The organism is Pseudomonas sp. MAFF 730105, assembly GCF_055380705.1.
In genome coordinates this window covers 4696152-4718812 of record NZ_AP018438.1, presented here as the reverse complement: position 1 = coordinate 4718812, position 22661 = coordinate 4696152, and the positions used below count along the sequence as shown (strand labels likewise).

Genomic DNA, 22661 nt, shown 5'->3' with positions numbered 1-22661 from the left:
GCGCGGCAAATGCCAGAGCTTCGTTAAATCCTGCTTCAATCCGCTGCAATGGCAGGCTTTACGGCATTGTTCAGGGTCAGGGTTGCGCCGATTGACGCCAGAATGATGCAGGCAATCGCCATCCATTGGGCCAATGACAGGTACTCCTGGAGGAATACGAACCCCGATAGGGCCGCAACGGCGGGTTCGATGCTCATCAGGGTGCCGAAGGTCCGGGCAGGCAAGCGGGTCAAGGCTACCATTTCGAGTGTGTAGGGCAGGGCCGTGGACAGGATGGCGACACCAATAGCGACTGGAATCAGACTCGGTGTCAGCAGCGTGGCACCGGCATGGACGATGCCGATAGGGGCTACGAACAAGGCTGCGATCACTACCCCCAGCGCGGCAGTCTGTACGCCATTGTCTGCGCCGGCCTTCTGGCCAAACAGGATGTAGAGCGCCCAGCAGACACCCGCTCCCAATGCATAGCAGGCGCCGATTGGGTCAATGCCGGCGGTGGCGCTTCCTGTGGGTATCAGCAGGAGCAGGCCGATCACTGCCAGGGCAATCCAGAGAAAGTCGATTGCCCGGCGCGAAGTATAAATAGCTACCGCCAGGGGGCCGGTAAATTCCAACGCCACGGCAATTCCCAGTGGCGTCGTGCGAACTGACATATAGAAGAGGAAGTTCATACCGCCCAGTGCCATTCCGTAGACCACTACGGTGCGCAGGGATTGGGCTGTCAGCTTGGCGCGCCAGGGGCGCAGCAATAGCAACATGATGATGCTGGCAAAAATGAGTCGTAGTGTCGTGGTGCCTTGGGCGCCTATTACCGGAAACATACTTTTGGCCAGGGAGGCTCCAGACTGAATGGATGCCATGGCAATTAAAAGCAGGGCGACCGGGTACAAAGCGGAGGCCAGGCTGCGATGTGGGGGATTCATTACGAAGGTTTGTCCAGAGTAAGGGCGGGGAGGCAGCTGATTTGAGCAATATAGTGCGCATTTCGAGCGGCAGCGTCTATATATGAGACGGATTTCATTTGCCAGATGTCGCGGATAGATAGAAAAGCGTAATTAAGGGTTGACGGCAGATTCTGAGTCTCTATAATTCGCCCCACTTCCGGCGCAGTCGAAACGGAAAACTCCTTGAGTTTCAATGAGTTAGACGATTTAAGGTGGCGCAGGGCTTCAGTTCATCGAAGTCCGGAAGGAGTTGGCAGGGCGTGTTGTTTGGCCCCGTTGACGGTTCGATCTTCTCGGTCGAAAGCGGTGAAAAAGAGGTGTTGACAGCAGCGACTAACGCTGTAGAATTCGCCTCCCGCTAACGAGAGATCGAAAGCGCAAGTGGTTGAAGTTGAAAAGGAAACTTTGAAAACTTCTGAAATAATCGCTTGACAGATACACGGGGCGCTGTAGAATGCGCGCCTCGGTTGAGACGAAAGGCTCAACCCACCGCTCTTTAACAACTGAATCAAGCAATTCGTGTGGGTGCTTGTGGAGTCAGACTGCTAGTCAACAGATTATCAGCATCACAAGTTACTCCGCGAGAAATCAAAGATGTAACCAACGATTGCTGAGCCAAGTTTAGGGTTTTCTCAAAACCCAAAGATGTTTGAACTGAAGAGTTTGATCATGGCTCAGATTGAACGCTGGCGGCAGGCCTAACACATGCAAGTCGAGCGGTAGAGAGGTGCTTGCACCTCTTGAGAGCGGCGGACGGGTGAGTAATGCCTAGGAATCTGCCTGGTAGTGGGGGATAACGCTCGGAAACGGACGCTAATACCGCATACGTCCTACGGGAGAAAGCAGGGGACCTTCGGGCCTTGCGCTATCAGATGAGCCTAGGTCGGATTAGCTAGTTGGTGAGGTAATGGCTCACCAAGGCGACGATCCGTAACTGGTCTGAGAGGATGATCAGTCACACTGGAACTGAGACACGGTCCAGACTCCTACGGGAGGCAGCAGTGGGGAATATTGGACAATGGGCGAAAGCCTGATCCAGCCATGCCGCGTGTGTGAAGAAGGTCTTCGGATTGTAAAGCACTTTAAGTTGGGAGGAAGGGCCATTACCTAATACGTGATGGTTTTGACGTTACCGACAGAATAAGCACCGGCTAACTCTGTGCCAGCAGCCGCGGTAATACAGAGGGTGCAAGCGTTAATCGGAATTACTGGGCGTAAAGCGCGCGTAGGTGGTTCGTTAAGTTGGATGTGAAAGCCCCGGGCTCAACCTGGGAACTGCATTCAAAACTGTCGAGCTAGAGTATGGTAGAGGGTGGTGGAATTTCCTGTGTAGCGGTGAAATGCGTAGATATAGGAAGGAACACCAGTGGCGAAGGCGACCACCTGGACTGATACTGACACTGAGGTGCGAAAGCGTGGGGAGCAAACAGGATTAGATACCCTGGTAGTCCACGCCGTAAACGATGTCAACTAGCCGTTGGGAGCCTTGAGCTCTTAGTGGCGCAGCTAACGCATTAAGTTGACCGCCTGGGGAGTACGGCCGCAAGGTTAAAACTCAAATGAATTGACGGGGGCCCGCACAAGCGGTGGAGCATGTGGTTTAATTCGAAGCAACGCGAAGAACCTTACCAGGCCTTGACATCCAATGAACTTTCCAGAGATGGATTGGTGCCTTCGGGAACATTGAGACAGGTGCTGCATGGCTGTCGTCAGCTCGTGTCGTGAGATGTTGGGTTAAGTCCCGTAACGAGCGCAACCCTTGTCCTTAGTTACCAGCACGTTATGGTGGGCACTCTAAGGAGACTGCCGGTGACAAACCGGAGGAAGGTGGGGATGACGTCAAGTCATCATGGCCCTTACGGCCTGGGCTACACACGTGCTACAATGGTCGGTACAGAGGGTTGCCAAGCCGCGAGGTGGAGCTAATCCCATAAAACCGATCGTAGTCCGGATCGCAGTCTGCAACTCGACTGCGTGAAGTCGGAATCGCTAGTAATCGCGAATCAGAATGTCGCGGTGAATACGTTCCCGGGCCTTGTACACACCGCCCGTCACACCATGGGAGTGGGTTGCACCAGAAGTAGCTAGTCTAACCTTCGGGGGACGGTTACCACGGTGTGATTCATGACTGGGGTGAAGTCGTAACAAGGTAGCCGTAGGGGAACCTGCGGCTGGATCACCTCCTTAATCGACGACGGCAGCTGCTCCATGAGCTCCCACACGAATTGCTTGATTCATTGAAGAAGACGATTGGGTCTGTAGCTCAGTTGGTTAGAGCGCACCCCTGATAAGGGTGAGGTCGGCAGTTCGAATCTGCCCAGACCCACCAATTACTGGTGCACCCTGTAGCGATACGGGGCCATAGCTCAGCTGGGAGAGCGCCTGCCTTGCACGCAGGAGGTCAGCGGTTCGATCCCGCTTGGCTCCACCATTTACCGATTGGTGACCCTCGTTTAAAGCTTAGAAATGAGCATTCCATCAAGACGATGATGAATGTTGATTTCTAGTCTTTTGATTAGATCGTTCTTTAAAAATTTGGGTATGTGATAGAAAGATAGACTGAATGGCACTTTCACTGGTGTTGTTCAGGCTAAGGTAAAATTTGTGAGTTGCTCGCATGAGCAAGATCGAATTTTCGGCGAATGTCGTCTTCACAGTATAACCAGATTGCTTGGGGTTATATGGTCAAGTGAAGAAGCGCATACGGTGGATGCCTTGGCAGTCAGAGGCGATGAAAGACGTGGTAGCCTGCGAAAAGCTTCGGGGAGTCGGCAAACAGACTTTGATCCGGAGATGTCTGAATGGGGGAACCCAGCCATCACAAGATGGTTATCTTGCACTGAATACATAGGTGCAAGAGGCGAACCAGGGGAACTGAAACATCTAAGTACCCTGAGGAAAAGAAATCAACCGAGATTCCCTTAGTAGTGGCGAGCGAACGGGGACTAGCCCTTAAGCTTCTTTGATTTTAGCGGAACGCTCTGGAAAGTGCGGCCATAGTGGGTGATAGCCCTGTACGCGAAAGGATCTTAGAAGTGAAATCGAGTAGGACGGAGCACGAGAAACTTTGTCTGAATATGGGGGGACCATCCTCCAAGGCTAAATACTACTGACTGACCGATAGTGAACTAGTACCGTGAGGGAAAGGCGAAAAGAACCCCGGAGAGGGGAGTGAAATAGATCCTGAAACCGTATGCGTACAAGCAGTGGGAGCAGACTTTGTTCTGTGACTGCGTACCTTTTGTATAATGGGTCAGCGACTTATTTTCAGTGGCGAGCTTAACCGAATAGGGGAGGCGTAGCGAAAGCGAGTCTTAATAGGGCGTCTAGTCGCTGGGAATAGACCCGAAACCGGGCGATCTATCCATGGGCAGGTTGAAGGTTAGGTAACACTGACTGGAGGACCGAACCGACTACCGTTGAAAAGTTAGCGGATGACCTGTGGATCGGAGTGAAAGGCTAATCAAGCTCGGAGATAGCTGGTTCTCCTCGAAAGCTATTTAGGTAGCGCCTCATGTATCACTGTAGGGGGTAGAGCACTGTTTCGGCTAGGGGGTCATCCCGACTTACCAAACCGATGCAAACTCCGAATACCTACAAGTGCCGAGCATGGGAGACACACGGCGGGTGCTAACGTCCGTCGTGAAAAGGGAAACAACCCAGACCGTCAGCTAAGGTCCCAAAGTTATGGTTAAGTGGGAAACGATGTGGGAAGGCTTAGACAGCTAGGAGGTTGGCTTAGAAGCAGCCACCCTTTAAAGAAAGCGTAATAGCTCACTAGTCGAGTCGGCCTGCGCGGAAGATGTAACGGGGCTCAAACCATACACCGAAGCTACGGGTATCACGTAAGTGATGCGGTAGAGGAGCGTTCTGTAAGCCTGTGAAGGTGAGTTGAGAAGCTTGCTGGAGGTATCAGAAGTGCGAATGCTGACATGAGTAACGACAATGGGTGTGAAAAACACCCACGCCGAAAGACCAAGGTTTCCTGCGCAACGTTAATCGACGCAGGGTTAGTCGGTCCCTAAGGCGAGGCTGAAAAGCGTAGTCGATGGAAAACAGGTTAATATTCCTGTACTTCTGGTTATTGCGATGGAGGGACGGAGAAGGCTAGGCCAGCTTGGCGTTGGTTGTCCAAGTTTAAGGTGGTAGGCTGAGATCTTAGGTAAATCCGGGATCTTAAGGCCGAGAGCTGATGACGAGTTACCCTTTGGGTGACGAAGTGGTTGATGCCATGCTTCCAAGAAAAGCTTCTAAGCTTCAGATAACCAGGAACCGTACCCCAAACCGACACAGGTGGTTGGGTAGAGAATACCAAGGCGCTTGAGAGAACTCGGGTGAAGGAACTAGGCAAAATGGCACCGTAACTTCGGGAGAAGGTGCGCCGGTGAGGGTGAAGCACTTGCTGCGTAAGCCCACGCCGGTCGAAGATACCAGGCCGCTGCGACTGTTTATTAAAAACACAGCACTCTGCAAACACGAAAGTGGACGTATAGGGTGTGACGCCTGCCCGGTGCCGGAAGGTTAATTGATGGGGTTAGCTAACGCGAAGCTCTTGATCGAAGCCCCGGTAAACGGCGGCCGTAACTATAACGGTCCTAAGGTAGCGAAATTCCTTGTCGGGTAAGTTCCGACCTGCACGAATGGCGTAACGATGGCGGCGCTGTCTCCACCCGAGACTCAGTGAAATTGAAATCGCTGTGAAGATGCAGTGTATCCGCGGCTAGACGGAAAGACCCCGTGAACCTTTACTATAGCTTTGCACTGGACTTTGAATTTGCTTGTGTAGGATAGGTGGGAGGCTTTGAAGCGTGGACGCCAGTCTGCGTGGAGCCATCCTTGAAATACCACCCTGGCAACTTTGAGGTTCTAACTCAGGTCCGTTATCCGGATCGAGGACAGTGTATGGTGGGTAGTTTGACTGGGGCGGTCTCCTCCTAAAGAGTAACGGAGGAGTACGAAGGTGCGCTCAGACCGGTCGGAAATCGGTCGTAGAGTATAAAGGCAAAAGCGCGCTTGACTGCGAGACAGACACGTCGAGCAGGTACGAAAGTAGGTCTTAGTGATCCGGTGGTTCTGTATGGAAGGGCCATCGCTCAACGGATAAAAGGTACTCCGGGGATAACAGGCTGATACCGCCCAAGAGTTCATATCGACGGCGGTGTTTGGCACCTCGATGTCGGCTCATCACATCCTGGGGCTGAAGCCGGTCCCAAGGGTATGGCTGTTCGCCATTTAAAGTGGTACGCGAGCTGGGTTTAGAACGTCGTGAGACAGTTCGGTCCCTATCTGCCGTGGACGTTTGAGATTTGAGAGGGGCTGCTCCTAGTACGAGAGGACCGGAGTGGACGAACCTCTGGTGTTCCGGTTGTCACGCCAGTGGCATTGCCGGGTAGCTATGTTCGGAAAAGATAACCGCTGAAAGCATCTAAGCGGGAAACTTGCCTCAAGATGAGATCTCACTGGAGCCTTGAGCTCCCTGAAGGGCCGTCGAAGACTACGACGTTGATAGGCAGGGTGTGTAAGCGCTGTGAGGCGTTGAGCTAACCTGTACTAATTGCCCGTGAGGCTTGACCATATAACACCCAAGCAATTTGTTGACCTGAAAGGGCACCAGATTGCGGTGTGTGAAGACGAAACGAACCGAAAGTTCGGACTGACTCAGCAGCAACACACAAACTATCGCATACCCATTCGCTGGAACGTGACCGCAAGGCACGCGCTGGCTACCGAATTTCTTGACGACCATAGAGCGTTGGAACCACCTGATCCCATCCCGAACTCAGAAGTGAAACGATGCATCGCCGATGGTAGTGTGGGGTTTCCCCATGTGAGAGTAGGTCATCGTCAAGATTAAATTCCGAAACCCCTATCTGCTGAGGCAGGTAGGGGTTTTGTTTTTGCTCTCAAAAAAGTTAGCACTCACCGCGAGTGTGCAGACCAGGTGTCTATTGCATCGATAGGCACCCGTTTAACTGCGTAAGGTGAAGCGTCTACGCCTCGGGTACCGGGCAGCTCAGGTCCCCTTCCTTGCACTTGAGGTAGGTCTTGAAGGTCTCCACCCGCGCCTTGGTGAGCGCCGTGATGCAGTTGCTGTAGATCAGCGGATAGACGCTGCCACCCTCGACCCCGGACGCAGAGAACTTGCACTCAGTGTCACGGAAACCGATCCAGGCCCGCTGTGCCTTGACCAGTAACTGCTTGCCCTCGGGATTGTCTTTCAGGCGCGCTGTGATCTGCTTGTACAAGCTATTCAGCTCGTTGTCGGCGGCATTCTTCTCTTGGGCCGCGCATTGGTTCATCTCGCCTTGGGTGGTGGTATTGGCGCAGTCGTCGGCTTGGGCCAGGGCGACAAACAATAACGGTGTCAGGGCCAGTAGCAAGCGTGAGGACATGGTCGATCTCTCCTTGAAGGGGGGAAAAGCCGGAGGAGTTTACCTCGCTGCTTTAGGTTTCAGTCATCGGCCCATACTCAAACAACGGTCTGATACAACTTTCCGGTTGGCCTTGTGGTCTTACAAGCCTACTGTTGAACACAGGAGGTGACCCATGCATTTATCCGATCGCATCGAAAGAAAGATCTTGCTCAAGGCGCCGCGCTCCCAGGTCTGGCGTGCCCTGGCCAATGCCGAAGCCTTTGGCCAATGGTTCGGCGTGGCCCTGGAGGGTAAGCGGTTTGTGGCTGGTGAACGGACCCAGGGGCAGATCACTTATCCCGGTTATGAGCATCTTACCTGGGACGTGGCGGTAGAGCGGGTCGAGCCTGAGCGGGTGTTCTCGTTTCGCTGGCATCCCTACGCCATCGAACCCCAGGTGGATTACTCTCAGGAGCCCGAGACGCGGGTTCAATTCGAACTGGAAGACATCGACGGAGGCACTTTGCTCAAGGTGGTGGAGTCGGGGTTTGACGGCATTCCCGAAGCACGCCGACTCAAGGCTTTCCGCATGGACAGCCGTGGCTGGGATGAGCAGATGGCCAATATCGAGGAGTTCCTTAACAAGTCTTGAGGACGGTCCTATCGACGATTGATGGTGATCCCTGAGGGTAACTAAGGGGAATCGGAAGGGTGGTATGGCGAATGTCTTACACGCGATGGTAGTGATGTCGACTATTGCACTTTGGATCCGACGCGTAATCTGTATTCATCCACTGAAGCACAGGGAGTGCTCAGAATCAGGGACGATCGACCTTGCATGGATGGCTATCGACAGGGAGTCGTAATGGTCTTGGAAAAACCCGCTTAGGCGGGTTTTTTTTCGCCTATAAAAAGCTGTAGCGGCGTTGTATGGCGAAAGGCTTACGCATAGGCACTGCGTTCTCGTCTTTTTCCAGGACGGTCATGGGCTTAATCTGTGTCCATCCACTGAGTACAGGGAGTGCTCGGGATCATGGATGATGGGACCAGGCACGGAATGCCAGACAGGGAGTCAAATTGGTCCTCAAAAAACCCGCTTCGGCGGGTTTTTTTTCGTTTGGACGAAGGTGGCTCTGATCATGCCAGGCGGCCTGTCATGGTCCGGTCCGCGCCATCGGCCGCCAGAGCCTGGCCCCCAGGAGTGCGTTCTGCGCCATCGGCCGCCAGAGCCTGGCCCCCAGGAGTGCGTTCTGCGCCATCGGCCGCCAGAGCCTGGCCCCCAGGAGTGCGTTCTGCGCCATCGGCCGCCAGAGCCTGGCCCCCAGGAGTGCGTTCTGCGCCATCGGCCGCCAGAGCCTGGCCCCCAGGAGTGCGTTCTGCGCCATCGGCCGCCAGAGCCTGGCCCCCAGGAGTGCGTTCTGCGCCATCAGCAGCCATCGTCTGCCGGTAGTCCGAAGCCTGGGTAAAGAAATGATCCGGTTGCTGGCTCGGCAAGGCGAAGGCACTGGTGCTCAGGGCGAAGGCGGTAGCGGCGATCAAGGTGCTGAAAGTTTTCATGGTAAGACTCCGGTCATATCAAGGTTGAGTGCCGGGTCATTCAGATGTCGTCATCTGCTGAACCCGTTGCAGCGCGACGGTGGTCTTGCTGCATGGGTTCAGATTAGGGACGGGGAAGGGGTGATCGTTAGACGGATACTGTCCTGGATTTGCCTGATCCTGTTTGTGTGTCGGAATCAGGCGCTGCTGGCTTGCTGCGCCTGGGCTCGCAGGCGAGCGATGTCCTTGCTCGGAGATGCGCCAAATAGACGGCTGTACTCCCGGCTGAACTGCGAAGGGCTTTCATAGCCCATCTTGTAGCCGATTGACGAAACGTCGCTGTTTTTCTCCAGCAGCAACCGCCGGGCTTCCTGCAAGCGCAGTTGTTTCTGATACTGCAACGGGCTCATGGCGGTGACGGCTTTGAAGCGATGATGCAGCGCCGAAGGGCTGAGATTGATCATTTGCGCCAAGCTGTCGATGCTCAGCGGCTCGGTGTAATGAGTATTGAGCCACTCGATAGCGCGACTGATGCGATGGGCCTGGGTGTCGGGAATGGCGATCTCATGCAAGCGCTGGCCTTGGGCGCCGCGCAGCAGACGGTAGAAAATCTCCTGCTGGGCCAGAGGAGCCAAGGCGGCTATGTCGTCTGGGCTCTCCAGTAATCGCAGCAGGCGCAACACCGCGTCGAGTAGCGGCGCATCAATGCGGTCCAGGAACAGCCCACGGCCGGCCTGTTGAGCGGGTACTCCAATAGGGCTGGCGTCTGCGATCAGGCGGCAGATCTGTGCCGGCTCGATGTCCAGGCGAATGCACAGGTAAGGACGCTCGGGGCTGGCTTCGATGACCTGTCCGGCCAGTGGCAGTGTGACCGAGACCACCAGGTAATTGAGTGGATCATAGACGTAGCACTCATCCGCCAGCCGTACTTCCTTGCTCCCCTCGATGATCACGCACAGGCCCGGCTTGTGCACGACATGCAGGGCATCGGTTGGCTGGTCGCTGCGAATCAGGTTCAAGGTGCCGATGGCCGTGGGGAATACCCCATTTTTTGGCGCAAAACGTTTCATCAGCGCCGCCAGCTCGGCGCGGCGCTGGTTGACGCTGTCGTCTGGCGCAATCTGTATGGACGTGGATACCGACATGCCAATCAATCTCCCTGGCCAAATAAATGGATCGCGCTAGTAGAACCTATTGCGCGGCCGGCAGCCATAGTCGGTTCTATCGCTACAGGATCGTGCAAGCGCGCAGGAGGATCCGGCTAACCCCGCCATCGGCTGCCTCCTTAATCTGGACCTGTCAAAACGCTCCCTTAGGGGGCGAACACACCCAGACGAGGAAACCATCATGTCCGATATCCAAAACAAAGTAGTCGTGATTACCGGTGCCAGCAGCGGGATTGGCGAAGCCGCAGCACGTCTGCTGGCCGCTCGCGGTGCCCGTGTTGTACTTGGCGCGCGGCGCGTCGATCGTCTGCAAGCGCTGGTCCAGGAGCTCGAAGCCTCTGGCCAGCAGGCGGTCTGCAAGGCCGTAGACGTGACCCGTCGCGACGATGTCCAGAGCCTGATCGACTTCGCCGTCGAGCGTTTCGGCAAGGTGGATGTGATCATCAACAACGCCGGCGTCATGCCGCTCTCCAAACTTGAGGCGCTGAAAGTCGACGAGTGGGATCGGATGATCGACGTCAACATCCGTGGGGTGCTTCATGGCATCGCGGCCGGCCTGCCATTGATGCAGCGTCAGCGCAGCGGCCAGTTCATCAACATTGCGTCCATTGGGGCCTACGCCGTCAGCCCCACCGCCGCTGTGTATTGCGCCACCAAGTATGCCGTGCGGGCCATTTCCGAAGGGTTGCGCCAGGAGGTCGGCGGTGATGTGCGGGTGACGGTGATTGCGCCCGGCGTGACCGAATCGGAACTGGCCGAGAGTATTTCCGATGAAGGGGGACGCGCCGAAATGCGCGAGTTCCGCAGGATCGCCATACCCGCCGAGGCCATCGCCCGGGCAATTGCCTATGCCATCGAGCAACCAGCGGATGTGGACGTCAGCGAACTGATCGTCCGGCCAACCGCCAGCCCATTCTGAATCGACCAGACCGACAGGAGATGCTCCCATGAGAAAAACATCGGGTGACCAGGACAAATTTGTCGGCCTGTGGGTGACGGCCGATGGCGTGATCCGCCATCGGCTGCTGCCGGGGGACGCTATGACGAAGCGCGAGGTTCGCGTGAGCGTGCATACCAGGGCGACTATTGGTTGCAGGACGATCATATCGAGTACCACGACGACACCGGGTTTACCGCCGACGGGGATTTTCGTGAAGGCGTGCTTTATCACGCAGGGATGGTCTTGTATCGCCAGGAGGAGTGAGGCACACGGCGATATGGGGTGGCGAGGGAATGAATCCCCTCGCCACAGGTTTTACCGATCGTTACGCCAATTCCAACCGCGCCGCCGCACGCTGGGTGATCTGCGAGCGTACCCGGAACGACTCCGCCGCGCGCCGTTTGGCTTCCTCCAGTATTTGCGCTGGCGCGGTGTCCGGGCAGCCGGCGTCAAAGGGTGGGGCCGGGGCATATTCGAGTTGCAGCTGGACCAGTTCGGCGGTGTCCTGATCGAACAATTCAGCCGCCAGGGTCAAGGCAAAATCGATTCCGGCGGTGATACCGCCACCGGTGATCAATTTGCCGTCACGCACTACGCGGTCCTTGATCGGGGTTGCGCCCAGGGTGGACAGCAAACTGTGGTAGGCCCAATGGGTGGTGGCTCGTTTCCCTTGCAACAGGCCCGCCGCACCGAGCACCAGCGCCCCCGTGCACACTGACGTGATGTATTGCGCTTGGCTGGCCTGGCGCTTGATGAACGCCAGCGTCTGCTCGTCTTCCATCAACGGGCCAACGCCACTGCCACCGGGGACGCAGATCACGTCCAGCTTCGGGCAGTCTTCGAACGTGGTGGTGGGCAACAACACCAGCCCGGTGCTGGAGGTGACCGGCGCCAGGTCTTTCCAGATCAGGTGTACCTTTACGTCCGGCAACGAGGCCAACACGTCATAAGGGCCGGTAAGGTCCAGCTGTTGGACCTGGGGGAATAACAGCAAACCGATCTGCAATGTCATGGCGCTTCTCCTTTGGATAATGCCCGGGGGGTGGACGGTTCTACTTTAGGTCCGTAGGCTCTGGCGCATACGCCAATAAGCCCACGAATTACGCCAACATGCCCAATCCACCGAAAACCGTTCATGTACTGGCTTTTGCCAACGTGCAAGTGCTCGATGTCACTGGGCCTTTGCAGGTATTTGCCTCGGCCAACGATATGGCCCGCCAGCGAGGCCTGCCATTGCCGTACGCGCCGACGGTGATCGCCGCCGGTGGTGGCGCGGTGGTGTCTTCGGCGGGTTTGGCGTTGATGGCCGAGCCGTTGCCGACCGAAGGCAGCGACACCTTGTTGATCGCTGGCGGCTGGGGTGTGTACGAGGCGGCGAAGGACCCGACGCTGGTGGCCTGGGTCAAAGACCAAGGCCAGCGTTCGCGGCGAGTGGCCTCGGTGTGCACCGGGGCGTTCCTGCTGGCCGCCAGCGGTTGGCTGGACGGGCGTCGGGTGGTTACCCACTGGACGCGTTGCGAACAACTGGCCGAGCAGCATCCGCAACTACGTGTCGAGCCCAATCCGATTTTCATCAACGATGGCCCGGTCTGGACCTCGGCCGGGGTGACGGCGGGCATCGACCTGGCCCTGGCGCTGGTGGAAGACGACCTGGGTCGCGCCGTGGCCCTGGAGGTCGCCCGGCAGTTGGTGGTTTTCCTCAAGCGGCCGGGCGGGCAATCGCAGTTCAGCGTGACCTTGTCGCTACAGAATCAGGGCAGCCGTTTTGACGAACTGCACGCCTGGATCGCCGAAAACCTCACCCAGGACCTGGGCCTGCCCAACCTGGCTGCCCAGGCGGGCATGAGCGAACGCAGTTTTGTCCGTCACTATCGCGCCGAGACCGGCCAGACTCCGGCGCGGGCGGTAGAATTGATTCGTGTGGAAACCGCCCGCCGCCTGTTGTCCGACACCGGCGTGCCGATCAAGCGGGTGGCAGTGCAATGTGGCTTCGGCAGTGAAGAAACCCTGCGCCGCAGTTTCCTGCGGGCCATGGGGGTGACGCCCCAGGCGTATCGCGAGCGTTTCGCTGTCAGCCTTCAAGCAGATCCAGCAGTGCCTTGATCGTGGCCTCGGGGGCCTCTTGGGGAATGTTGTGACCCACGCCGCTCAGCAGTCGACGCTCGTACGGACCGCTGAAGTGCCTGGCGTCTTCATCCTGTTCAGGGGCTGGTCCCACGCCGTCGTCGGCTCCGCACAGGGAAATGCTGGGCACGCTGATGTCCGGTTGCGCCGTGAGCTGTTCCTCCATCCATTCAAGGGTCGGATCCCCCGGCGCGTACAGGAACCGATGGCGGTAGGAATGAATCACCACGTCGACGAAGTCCGGGTTGTCGAAAGAGGGCGCGCTGAGTGGATACAGCTCTGCGCCGCGCTTCCAGGTCGGTGACCACAGGCGCCAGAGCCACTCACACAACTCACGTCGGTTCTGCCTCAGGCCTTCCACGCCCCGGGCGGTATGGAAATAATACTGGTACCACAAGCGATGTTCCGTCTGCGGATCCAGCGGTTGGGTTGACCGGGGAATATCCTGCAGGTTGTAGCCATCGCCGGTGACCAGGCAGCGCACGCGCTCGGGCCACAGCGCCGCCACGATGCACGCCGCTCGGCCGCCCCAGTCGTAGCCGCATAGCGCTGCCTGGGGGATGTTGAGTGCATGCATCAGGTCCAACAGGTCCTGGGCCAGCGCGGCTTGCTGGCCGGAACGCATGATCGCCGGGTTGTTGAACCGGGTCGGGCCATAGCCGCGCAGGTAGGGCACGATGACCCGGTAGCCACGCAGGGCCAAGACCGGCGCGACTTCATCGAAGGCCCTGGGATCATAAGGAAAGCCGTGCAGCAGAATGACCGGCTCGCCGCTGGCGGGACCGTGCTCTTCATAGGCGATGCGCAGCAGTGGCGTTACTGCGAAACTGATCTTGGGATCCTGGTTCATGTCGGCCTCCGGCAGCGCCCGGTTGCGCTCAGGCGGGTTCCTGATTCACGTATTTGGCCCGATCTGGCGTGAACGTCACGATCATCTTCGTGCTGGTGCAGGTCAGTGTGCGTTCCTGGGACAAGTCGATGTCCAGGTCTTCACCGCGCAAGCCTTGCCATTGGGCGAGGTATTTTAGACAGCCGAATTTTTCGTTTTTCTTCAGGCTGCGGTTGACCCCGCCTTTCCAGCCCAGCACCGGCAGTTCTCCGGCCAGGCAACGTTGCGCCAGCTCCGGGAATTTCGTCGCCCGGTCGCGGCCGATTTCCCAACACTTGATCAAGCCCTTGTCCTGGCCTTCCCAGAGGTCTTCCCGGGTCAGGCCGGTACGGGGCGGGGTGTCGATGGTGCGTTTCACGTAGGTCATGCCTGATCCTTGAGTCGGGTTTTTATCGGGCAGCTCCGCTGCACCCGTGAGAGCATCGATCTTAGGAGGGGTTTGGAGGGCTGGCAACTTGAAAGGGGGCGTGGCGATGAATGGGGTGAATACCCTGATGGATCTGTGGCCCTACAAAAAATCCTGTGAACAGGAAATTTCTGACGAGTCGCGGCGGTTGTCGGTTAGGAAGCGGTGGAGATAGGCTCTGCCGGTCGCTGCAAAATCAGCGACCGGGCTTGGTCGTCCGGGTTTAGAATGGCGCACAATGCCGCGCAAGCGGCTGTCTGCTTTATGGCTGGCTGTGCGTGGGAGGGCTTCGGGCCCTGCCGGGTTTCCATTCCCTGGTCGACCAACCTGCGTACAGTTCGCCACCCTCTGCTTGGTCGCGGAAATGGCGAGCTCCACATTTGAATGGAGTTTCACAGTGGTCAAAATTACCCCCAATCCGCCCAAGGCCGAAAATCTCTCTGCCTACACAAACCTTGATTCAAGAAAACTTCGTGAGGCCGCCGATCGTGCGCTGAGCGTGCATCTCTCTCCAACAACCGAAGCTAAATCCGACACCCACGACGGCCAGGTCTTTTCGGTGGTTCCGGGCATCAATACCGAATCGGTGTTGACCAGCCTCAGCGAAACCCTGGCGTCGGCCAATGCGATGGCCAGTGACCTGGCGTTCGAGCTGGAAGGGTCCCGGCGGCATGTGGCGTTGGGTATTCAGCAGTTGATTGAGTTGGGTACGTTGCTGGCCAATCGTGCGCTGGATGACATCGAGCCAGCGGCCTGACATATCGCTTTTGTGGCGAGGGGATTTATCCCCGCTGGGCTGCGTAGCAGCCCACATCAGGCTCACCCCGATCAAGCTGACACACCGAACTGGCAGTTTTGGGGCCGCTGCGCTGCCCAGCGGGGATAAATCCCCTCGCCACAAGGCGGTGTTCACTCGAGGGTGGCGTCAGTCTGGCTCATGGCTGCCAGTTGTTCTTCTCCCCACTCAACTTGCGATCCAGGAAACTCGCCGCGCTGATCAACGCCAGATGGCTCAGGGCCTGGGGTGTGTTGCCCAGGTGATAACCGTGGCCGTCGAACTCTTCGGCGTATAGGCCCAGCGGATTGGCGTAGCGCAGCAGTTGTTCGAATTCCAGTTGGGCTTTTTCCACACGGCCGGCACGGGCCAGGCATTCGACGTACCAGAACGAGCAGGCAACGAACGAACCCTCGGTGCCGCTGAGGCCATCGATGGGGTCATCGTCGTTGCGGTAGCGGTACACCATGCCGTCGCGCACCAGATGCTTTTCGATGGCGTCGAGGGTGGACAGCCAGCGTGGGTCCTGGGCGCTGACAAAGCGCACCAGCGGCATCAACAGCATCGAGCCATCCAGGGCGGTGCTGCCCAGGCGCTGGACGAAATGCTGGCATTCCTCGTTCCAGAAACGGGTCCAGATGTCTTTGTAGATGGCCTGGCGAGTCTCGTCCCAGCGGCTGAACGGCGCGGGCAGGGAGCGTTTGCCAGCGAGTCGGATGGCACGGTCGACCGCCACCCAGCACATGAGGCGCGAATGCAGGAAATCCTGTTTATCGCCGCGCATTTCCCAGATTCCCACGTCCTTGTCCTGCCAGATTTCGCACACCTGGTCGATCACCTCCACGGTATGTTTCCAGCCTTGGTGGGAAATGGCTTCGCCGTATTTGTTGACCAGGTACACCGCGTCCATCAACTCGCCGTAGATGTCCAATTGCACTTGCTCGTAGGCCTGGTTGCCGATGCGCACCGGCTGTGCGTTGCCGAAGCCGCTCAGGTGCGACAGCTCGGTTTCCGGCAATTCCTGCCTGCCGTCGAGGCCATACAGGATGTTGAGTTTGACCGGTTGCCCGTGGCAGTCACTGACCCGTCCGCGCATCCAGCGCATGTAGGCATTGGCCTCTTCGACGAAGCCCAGGCGCATGAACGCGTAGACGGTGAACGAGGCATCGCGGATCCAGGTGTAGCGGTAATCCCAGTTGCGCTCGCCGCCGCGTGTTTCCGGCAGGCCGAAGGTGGCGGCGGCCAGGATGGCGCCGTGTTTGCGCGAGGTCAGCAGCTTCAGCGCGAGGGCGGAACGGTTGACTGTTTCCCGCCAGCGGCCCCGGTAATTGGACTGGCCGATCCAGCCGCGCCAGAACGCCAAGGTGCGTTCCAGGCATATCGCGCTGACATTGTCCTGAAGCCTGGGGTCGTCGATGCCGCCCAACAGGAACTCGGCACTCTGGCCTTCCTGCAGGGTGAATTCGGCCACCGCCGCGTTGCCGTCCAGGGTCATGGCCTGGTCTGAACGCAGGCGCAGACTCGGTTGCCCCTGCGCCTTGAAGCACACGTGGGCGCCTTCCAGATGCGCGGTGGTGGTCGCCCGGGCGTAGTCATGGCGCACCGCGCAGCGCATGCGAAACGTCGCGTGGCCGACCGCCATGTGCACCTTGCGCATCAGCACCGGCAAGTCATCCTCGGTGTCGCCAATGGGCAACAGGTCGGTGATTTCCACCACCACGCCGTCGCTCAGCCAGCGGGTTTGCAGCACGTTGGTATCGGGCAGGTAGATCTGCTGGCGCCGGGCGTCCGGCAGGTCGGGGCAGATCTGGAAAATGCCTGCTTGCGGAGTATCCAGCAGTGAACAGAAGATCGAGGGGCTGTCGAATTCCGGCCAGCAGAAAAAGTCGACGCTGCCCCGGTCGTTGACCAGCGCGGCACTGCGCATGTCGCCGATGATGCCATGGTTTTCAATGGGGCTCTGTGGTTCGTCATGTTCAGCCATTGTCGCGAAACCCCGGATAAAGGCTCATCCCGCCATCGATGAACAGCGTGGTGCCTACCACATAATCGGAAAGGTCCGACGCCAGCCAGACCACTGCGTTGGCAACATCCTCGACGTCGCCAATGCGCCCGTAAGGAATCAGCTCCAGCAGCTTTTGCCCCTGTTCGTCTTCGGTGACCTCACGGTTGATGGCGGTGCGGATGGCGCCAGGGGCGATGCTGTTGATGCGGATGCGCTGGTGACTGGTTTCCTGGGCCAGGCTCTGCATCAACAGGTCGATGCCGCCCTTGGACGCCGCGTAGTTGACGTGCCCAGCCCAGGGGATGCGCTGGTGGACCGAACTCATGTGGATGATTTTCCCGGCTGCCCGGGAAACGCCCTGGCGAATGCCCTGGCGGTTGAAGATCCGCAGCGCGGCGCGGGCGCAGAGGAACTGGCCGGTGAGGTTGACGCCGATCACGGTGTTCCAGTCGTCCAGGCTCATGTCGACGGCGGCGGCGTCTTTTTGCAGGCCGGAGTTGGCGACCAGGATGTCCAGCGTACCGAAAGCCTCCAGAGTCTGGGTGAACAGCCGCTCGACCTCTGGTTCCTGGGACACGTCGGCGCCGAGGGCGATGGCGCGTCCGCCGTTCTCATTGATCTCGCGAGCCAGCGCTTCGGCCGGGGCCGCGTTGGAATGGTAATTGAGCACCACGGCGGCACCTGCGGCGGCCAGAGCCCTGGCCGAGCCCGCGCCGATGCCGGAGCTGGCGCCGGTGACGAGGGCAACTTGTTGCGCGAGGGAAATCTGCATGGGTTTAGCACCTTGGACTGAGGGCCTTACCTGCTGACTGGCGCGGGGCCTGCAGAGTTCAGTTGGGGGAGGCGGTCTTCATGTTCCTCCGGGCTTGCCCCCTACGCGGCTTCCTCGCGCGTCGCAACCATGAACACCCGTGGAAACGGTAGCAGCACCGTACCATCGTCCAGGGCCGGGTAGGCCTGTTCGATGGCGCGGAGGTACTGCTTCAGGTACTGCGCACGCTGCCCCTCGTCCAATGGGTCGAGAAACGGCCGCAAACCGCTGCCCTTGAACCACTCCACCACACCCGCGGCGCCGCCGGCCAATGGGTGATGGTAGGTGGTGTGCCACACATCGACGCGGCTGCAATGGGGCTTCAGGATCGAATAATACGTGCTGGCGTCGGCCACTTCCGTGCGGGTATCGGCCGCCCCGGCCAATAGGTGGGCCCAGGGGCCGCTGGCGGCAATATCGCGCATCAAGCGGTGGGACGGTTGATGGAGCGTGTCGGGCATCTGGATCGCCAAGGTGCCGCCCGGCGCGAGTTTGTTCACCAGCGACGGCAGCAGGCTGGCGTGGTCGGGCAGCCATTGCAGCACGGCGTTGGCGAAGATCACATCGAATGGCCCGGGCTCGTCCCATTGGCCGATATCGGCGATGTCGAACGCCACGGCGGGCAGGCGCTGGCGAGCCGCGTCGACCATGTCGCCGGAACTGTCCAGGCCGCGCACCGTTGCCCCGTTGAAATGCTCCACCAACAGTTCCGTGGAGTTGCCGGGGCCGCAACCCAGGTCGATCACCGAGCGCGCTTCCAAAGGAGGAATGGCGGCCAGCAGGTCCCGGGCAGGGCGGGTGCGTTCCTGTTCAAACGTGACGTATTGCCGGGCGGACCAGCTCATGGCGTTCTCCTTTGTCGGATCGAAGGGCGGCGGATCGAATCGGGTCGCGGCAGTATAAAGGCCAAGGGGGATGAGGCGCGCACCTGTTAGTTCTTACAGCAGACAGGCCGGTTGACCCGGAATACATTGCTCAATGACATAAGGGCATCCGTAAAGGAGTCATTGAATGGAAACCAGCAAGGGCATCCTGATTACATTGACCGAGAAAACCGGCCAGACCTACCGGGCGGTAGAGATCGATTTCGTGACGCGTATGGTTGGCTTCGTCGATGACGACCCTGACAACGAGTTCCGCGACTCGATCATCTCGTCCTACAGCGTGCGTGTCTTCAGGACGACGCCAGGAGGGCCGTTCGACAAGGTTTCGGCGCATGGCGATATCGATGGTGATCACGATGTGGACGCCGATGACAGGCAGGCGTTGATTGACCTCGCCATCGCAGCGAGCAAGATTCCGGCGCCGACCTGACCGGGAACCGAACGCGGGTCTGAACCTATCAGCCGCTTCCCCTGACCCGATATGAAAACAATAGGTGTCGGGGTCGACTTCGCCAGGCGAAAACCTGATTCAGATGATGCTGCTTCTACGCACGGGCCTGGTGGCGCTGTTGCTGGGCTCATTGAGTGTGGCGCCACAGGTTGGCGCAGCCCCCGAATCGCTGCACGTGCTCGGGCGCTCCCATGTGGATGACTATTCAGTGTCCCTGGATGAGGCCGACCGGGTCTGGTTACGGCAGAAGGGCAGGTTGTGGGTCGGCGCCTCGGCACCAGATTACTCACCGTTCAGCATCACCGGTAATGGCAACGATTATGAGGGGCTGACCGCCGACTATGTCCAGTTGCTCGGGCAGTTGCTGCAGGTCGAGGTGCAAGTGCGGCGGTACCCGTCCCGTACCGAATCGCTCCAGGCGCTGCACAGCGGTGAGATCGACTTGCTGGGTACCGCCAACGGCTTCGAAGCCGATGACCCGGAATTGATCATGTCCCAGGCGTACGCCGATGACTTGCCCACCCTCGTGGCGCGCATTGATGACAGCCAGGACTTGCCCCCGGACCTGGCGGGTAAACGGTTGGCGATGCTGTACCACTATTTGCCGCCGGCCAAGGTCGAGGCGTTCTATCCCGATGCCACCTTGCAGTTGTATCCCTCGACCTTGAGTGCCATTGGCGCAGTGGCGTTCGGTCAGGCCGATGCCTACCTGGGGGATTCGATCAGTGCCAACTACCTGATCAGCAAGAACTACCTGAACAATATCCAACTGGCGGATTTTTCCCGCATGGAGGTGCAGCCGTTCGCCTTCGCGATCAAACGTGACAATCCGCGCTTGTTGCGCATCGTCGATGCCGCCCTGCAAGCAATCCCTACCGGTGAACGCATGAGCATCCTGCGGCGCTGGAGTGCTGGTGGCGCCAGCATGCCGGGGCAGCAGGCGCTGCATTTCAGCGTCAATGAACAGCGTTGGCTGGATGCGCATCCGCGGATCACGGTGGCCGTCAACGAACATTTCCCGCCGCTGACGTTCGTCGATGACCAGGACCATGTTCGCGGTATCAGCGCCGATGTGCTGGCCAGGATCAGCTTGCGTACCGGCCTGAAGTTCAACCTCCAGCGGGGCAGTTCGCTTGATGGCCTGATCGAGCAGGTCAGGAGCGGCCAGGCCGATGTCCTGGCGGCGGCGCCGGTGACCCCTGAGTTCGAGGATGCCTTGCGCTTTACCCGACCGTACCTGAGTACGCCATTCGTGTTGGTGACGCCGCGCCAGGCCAAGGTCCCTCTGACCCTGGACCAGATGGACGACAAGCGACTGGCGCTGGCGCGGAGCAATGTGTTGCGTGAGTACCTGCTGGAGCAGTACCCCCGCGTGCAGTGGGTTCCGGCGCAAGACACCGCCGATGTCATGGCCATGGTCGCCGCCGGCACGGTGGACGGCGCGGTCAATTCGCTGATCAGCGCCCGTTACCTGATTTCGCGGCAGTACCGTGACAGGTTGCAGATCACCAGCACCGTGGGCACCTTGCCGGCGCGTGTGGCCCTGGCGACCCGGCGGGATGCACTGGAGCTGCATTCGATTCTGGACAAGGCACTGCTGAGCATCTCCCCCGAAGAAATGGACGAGCTGACCAATCGCTGGCGCAGTGAAGTGGTGATCGACGACAGCTACTGGCTGCGTAACCGCACCACCATCATCCAGGGGTTTGCCATCGCTGCGCTGTCGCTGCTGCTGACCCTGGGCTGGGTCGTTTACTTGCGTCGGCTGCTGGAGCAGCTACGTGTCGCCAAGGAAAGCGCCGACGACGCCAATCGGGCCAAGACCACCTTCGTGGCGACCATGAGCCACGAAATCCGCACGCCGATGAATGCGTTGATCGGCATGTTGGAACTGGCCCTGAAAAAAGCCGACCAGGGCATCGTGGACCGGGTTGCCATCGAAGTCGCTTCCGACGCGGCCCAGGGGTTGCTCGGTTTGATCGGTGACATCCTGGACATTGCTCGTATCGAGTCGGGGCGATTGTCCCTGGCACCGGAGCGGGCCAACCTGGCGCAGTTGGTCGAGTCGGTGGCGCGGATGTTCGAAGGTCTGGCCCGGCAGAAACACCTGAGCCTGCAACTGGATCTGGACGCGGCGATTGATAAGGATGTCCTGATCGATCCCTTGCGCTTCAAGCAGATCGTGTCGAACCTGCTGAGCAACGCGATCAAATTCACCGATCAAGGCCAGGTACGCCTGAGCGCGCAAGCTGTCCCGGGCCCTGACGACAACCGCCTGGGCATTCGCCTGCGGGTCGAAGACACCGGCAGCGGGATTTCCCTGCAGGACCAGCAACGCCTGTTCAGCCCCTTCATCCAAGCCGACAATAATCGCCAGTCCGCGCGAAGCGGTTCCGGGCTGGGGCTGGTGATCAGCCGCACCCTGTGCGAAATGATGGGTGGCACCCTGGCGTTGAGCAGTGTGCCAGGGGCGGGCACGCAGATCGAGATCCTGCTGCGCCTGCCCGTGCTCGACGCCCAGGTGCAAGCACCAGCGGCCGAGGTCGAGGCGCCGGTGCCGGCCCAGGCCCTGGACATCCTGGTGATCGATGACCATCCGGCCAATCGCCTGCTGTTGTCCCGACAGCTGAGCTACCTGGGGCACCGGGTCCAGGAGGCCGGGGACGGTGTGCAGGGATTGCAGGCCTGGCGCGCGGCACATTTCGATGCGGTGATCACCGACTGCAACATGCCATTGATGAGCGGCTATGAACTGGCTCGTACCATTCGCGACGAAGAGCGGGCCCAAGGGCTGTCGCGGGGGGTGATCCTTGGGTTCACGGCCAATGCCCAGCCCGAGGAAAAGGATCGCTGCATCGACGCCGGAATGGACGACTGCTTGTTCAAGCCTATCGGCCTCAAGGAGCTGCAGGCACGCCTGGGGTCGCTCAGCGCGCCGCCTGACGAGGCGCGCGCCGTTGCGTCGACCGGCAATTTCGACCTGACCAGCCTCGAACAACTGACGGGGGGCGACACCGTCTCGATCAAAAAGCTGCTGGAGGAATTGGTCAACACCAATGCCGGCGACAAGGTGCGACTCATCGACATGTTCACCCGACACGATGTATCCGGACTCGCGGACCTGGCGCACCGGATCAAGGGCGGTGCGCGGATCATCCAGGCGCAAGGCCTGGTCGCTGCCTGTGAGGCGCTGGAAAACGCCTGCCGAAGCGCCGACGGCGTGTCGCTTGCCAACGCGGTGGGTGACCTGCGCCAGGCCATGGACTTGCTCACCGAACAATTGGAGAGCCATGTGACGAGGGAGCTTGCTTCCCCTGACCACCCACGGGAATGACTTCCTACAACCGAGTGTCGAGGAGGGCTTTTTCCGACTGTTT

General features: G+C 59.0%; 16 protein-coding genes, 2 tRNA genes, 3 rRNA genes and 1 pseudogene. 12 read left to right on the top strand and 10 right to left on the bottom strand.

All coding sequences use genetic code 11. The annotated features are described in order from the left end of the window. Positions 1–35: 35 nt before the first annotated feature. Complete coding sequence (gene rhtA, locus PCOSP_RS20335; protein ID WP_175363563.1) at positions 36–923, bottom strand: threonine/homoserine exporter RhtA; 888 nt, start codon at positions 921–923, stop codon at positions 36–38. Between the two features lie 672 nt (positions 924–1595). Between rhtA and PCOSP_RS20330 the strand changes: the two genes are divergently transcribed. The 5 genes from PCOSP_RS20330 (at position 1596) to rrf (ending at position 6794) form a co-directional block, all read left to right on the top strand. Then, positions 1596–3131, top strand: a 16S ribosomal RNA gene (locus tag PCOSP_RS20330). 65 nt (positions 3132–3196) lie between these two features. After that, positions 3197–3273, top strand: a tRNA-Ile gene (locus PCOSP_RS20325). Positions 3274–3299: 26 nt separating this feature from the next. Further along, positions 3300–3375, top strand: a tRNA-Ala gene (locus PCOSP_RS20320). A 252-nt stretch (positions 3376–3627) separates the two neighbouring features. Next, a 23S ribosomal RNA gene (locus tag PCOSP_RS20315) occupies positions 3628–6519 on the top strand. Positions 6520–6678: 159 nt separating this feature from the next. Beyond that, a 5S ribosomal RNA gene (gene rrf / locus PCOSP_RS20310) occupies positions 6679–6794 on the top strand. Together the 16S, 23S and 5S rRNA genes with 2 tRNA genes alongside form the textbook arrangement of a ribosomal RNA operon. A 140-nt stretch (positions 6795–6934) precedes the next feature. Here rrf and PCOSP_RS20305 read toward each other — a convergent pair. Continuing rightward, positions 6935–7336, bottom strand: coding sequence for a lysozyme inhibitor LprI family protein (locus PCOSP_RS20305; protein WP_464709416.1), 402 nt, complete (start codon positions 7334–7336; stop codon positions 6935–6937). A 154-nt stretch (positions 7337–7490) separates the two neighbouring features. Here PCOSP_RS20305 and PCOSP_RS20300 point away from each other — a divergent pair, with 154 nt between their 5' ends. Beyond that, on the top strand, positions 7491–7949 hold the full coding sequence (locus PCOSP_RS20300) for an SRPBCC family protein (RefSeq protein WP_139644684.1): 459 nt from the start codon (positions 7491–7493) through the stop codon (positions 7947–7949). A gap of 485 nt (positions 7950–8434) precedes the next feature. Here the strand turns inward: PCOSP_RS20300 and PCOSP_RS20295 are convergent, their stop codons facing one another. Both PCOSP_RS20295 and PCOSP_RS20290 read right to left on the bottom strand, forming a co-directional pair. Then, the gene (locus PCOSP_RS20295; protein WP_464709415.1) at positions 8435–8854 is read right to left on the bottom strand and encodes a hypothetical protein; all 420 of its coding nucleotides are present in this window, start codon (positions 8852–8854) and stop codon (positions 8435–8437) included. 176 nt (positions 8855–9030) lie between these two features. Continuing rightward, positions 9031–9978, bottom strand: a complete 948-nt coding sequence (locus PCOSP_RS20290; RefSeq protein ID WP_139644680.1) for an AraC family transcriptional regulator — start codon at positions 9976–9978, stop codon at positions 9031–9033. Between the two features lie 202 nt (positions 9979–10180). Here PCOSP_RS20290 and PCOSP_RS20285 point away from each other — a divergent pair, with 202 nt between their 5' ends. Continuing rightward, positions 10181–10918, top strand: coding sequence for an SDR family oxidoreductase (locus PCOSP_RS20285; protein ID WP_175363709.1), 738 nt, complete (start codon positions 10181–10183; stop codon positions 10916–10918). 28 nt (positions 10919–10946) lie between these two features. Then, a pseudogene (locus PCOSP_RS20280) lies at positions 10947–11203 on the top strand (Atu4866 domain-containing protein). A gap of 61 nt (positions 11204–11264) precedes the next feature. Here the strand turns inward: PCOSP_RS20280 and inhA are convergent. Beyond that, positions 11265–11951 (bottom strand): isonitrile hydratase, encoded by a 687-nt coding sequence (gene inhA / locus PCOSP_RS20275; RefSeq protein ID WP_175386773.1) that lies wholly within the window; start codon positions 11949–11951, stop codon positions 11265–11267. Between the two features lie 98 nt (positions 11952–12049). On the opposite strand from inhA, the gene PCOSP_RS20270 reads away from it, so the two are divergent. Then, positions 12050–13042, top strand: coding sequence for a GlxA family transcriptional regulator (locus PCOSP_RS20270; protein ID WP_139644672.1), 993 nt, complete (start codon positions 12050–12052; stop codon positions 13040–13042). On the opposite strand, the gene PCOSP_RS20265 is transcribed toward PCOSP_RS20270, so the two are convergent. After that, positions 13011–13913 (bottom strand): alpha/beta fold hydrolase, encoded by a 903-nt coding sequence (locus PCOSP_RS20265; protein ID WP_175386775.1) that lies wholly within the window; start codon positions 13911–13913, stop codon positions 13011–13013. The two genes, PCOSP_RS20270 and PCOSP_RS20265, sit on opposite strands and share 32 nt — an antisense overlap. 28 nt (positions 13914–13941) lie before the next feature. Beyond that, positions 13942–14319 (bottom strand): hypothetical protein, encoded by a 378-nt coding sequence (locus PCOSP_RS20260; RefSeq protein ID WP_047698505.1) that lies wholly within the window; start codon positions 14317–14319, stop codon positions 13942–13944. 436 nt (positions 14320–14755) lie between these two features. Between PCOSP_RS20260 and PCOSP_RS20255 the strand changes: the two genes are divergently transcribed. After that, on the top strand, positions 14756–15115 hold the full coding sequence (locus PCOSP_RS20255) for a DUF6124 family protein (RefSeq protein ID WP_464711977.1): 360 nt from the start codon (positions 14756–14758) through the stop codon (positions 15113–15115). A 178-nt stretch (positions 15116–15293) separates the two neighbouring features. Here PCOSP_RS20255 and PCOSP_RS20250 read toward each other — a convergent pair whose 3' ends face one another. The 3 genes from PCOSP_RS20250 to tam form a co-directional block, all read right to left on the bottom strand. After that, a complete protein-coding gene (locus PCOSP_RS20250; protein WP_464709414.1) occupies positions 15294–17117 on the bottom strand; it encodes a glycoside hydrolase family 15 protein in 1824 nt (607 codons plus the stop codon). After that, positions 17110–17910, bottom strand: coding sequence for an SDR family oxidoreductase (locus tag PCOSP_RS20245; protein WP_139644662.1), 801 nt, complete (start codon positions 17908–17910; stop codon positions 17110–17112). Before PCOSP_RS20245 ends, PCOSP_RS20250 begins: the two co-directional genes overlap by 8 nt. A gap of 101 nt (positions 17911–18011) precedes the next feature. Further along, positions 18012–18794, bottom strand: coding sequence for a trans-aconitate 2-methyltransferase (gene tam / locus PCOSP_RS20240; protein WP_464709413.1), 783 nt, complete (start codon positions 18792–18794; stop codon positions 18012–18014). Between the two features lie 166 nt (positions 18795–18960). On the opposite strand from tam, the gene PCOSP_RS20235 reads away from it, so the two are divergent. Further along, on the top strand, positions 18961–19263 hold the full coding sequence (locus PCOSP_RS20235) for a hypothetical protein (protein ID WP_464709412.1): 303 nt from the start codon (positions 18961–18963) through the stop codon (positions 19261–19263). A gap of 103 nt (positions 19264–19366) precedes the next feature. Beyond that, entirely contained in the window at positions 19367–22618 is a 3252-nt protein-coding gene (locus tag PCOSP_RS20230; protein WP_464709411.1) for a transporter substrate-binding domain-containing protein, read from the top strand. Positions 22619–22661: the final 43 nt, after the last annotated feature.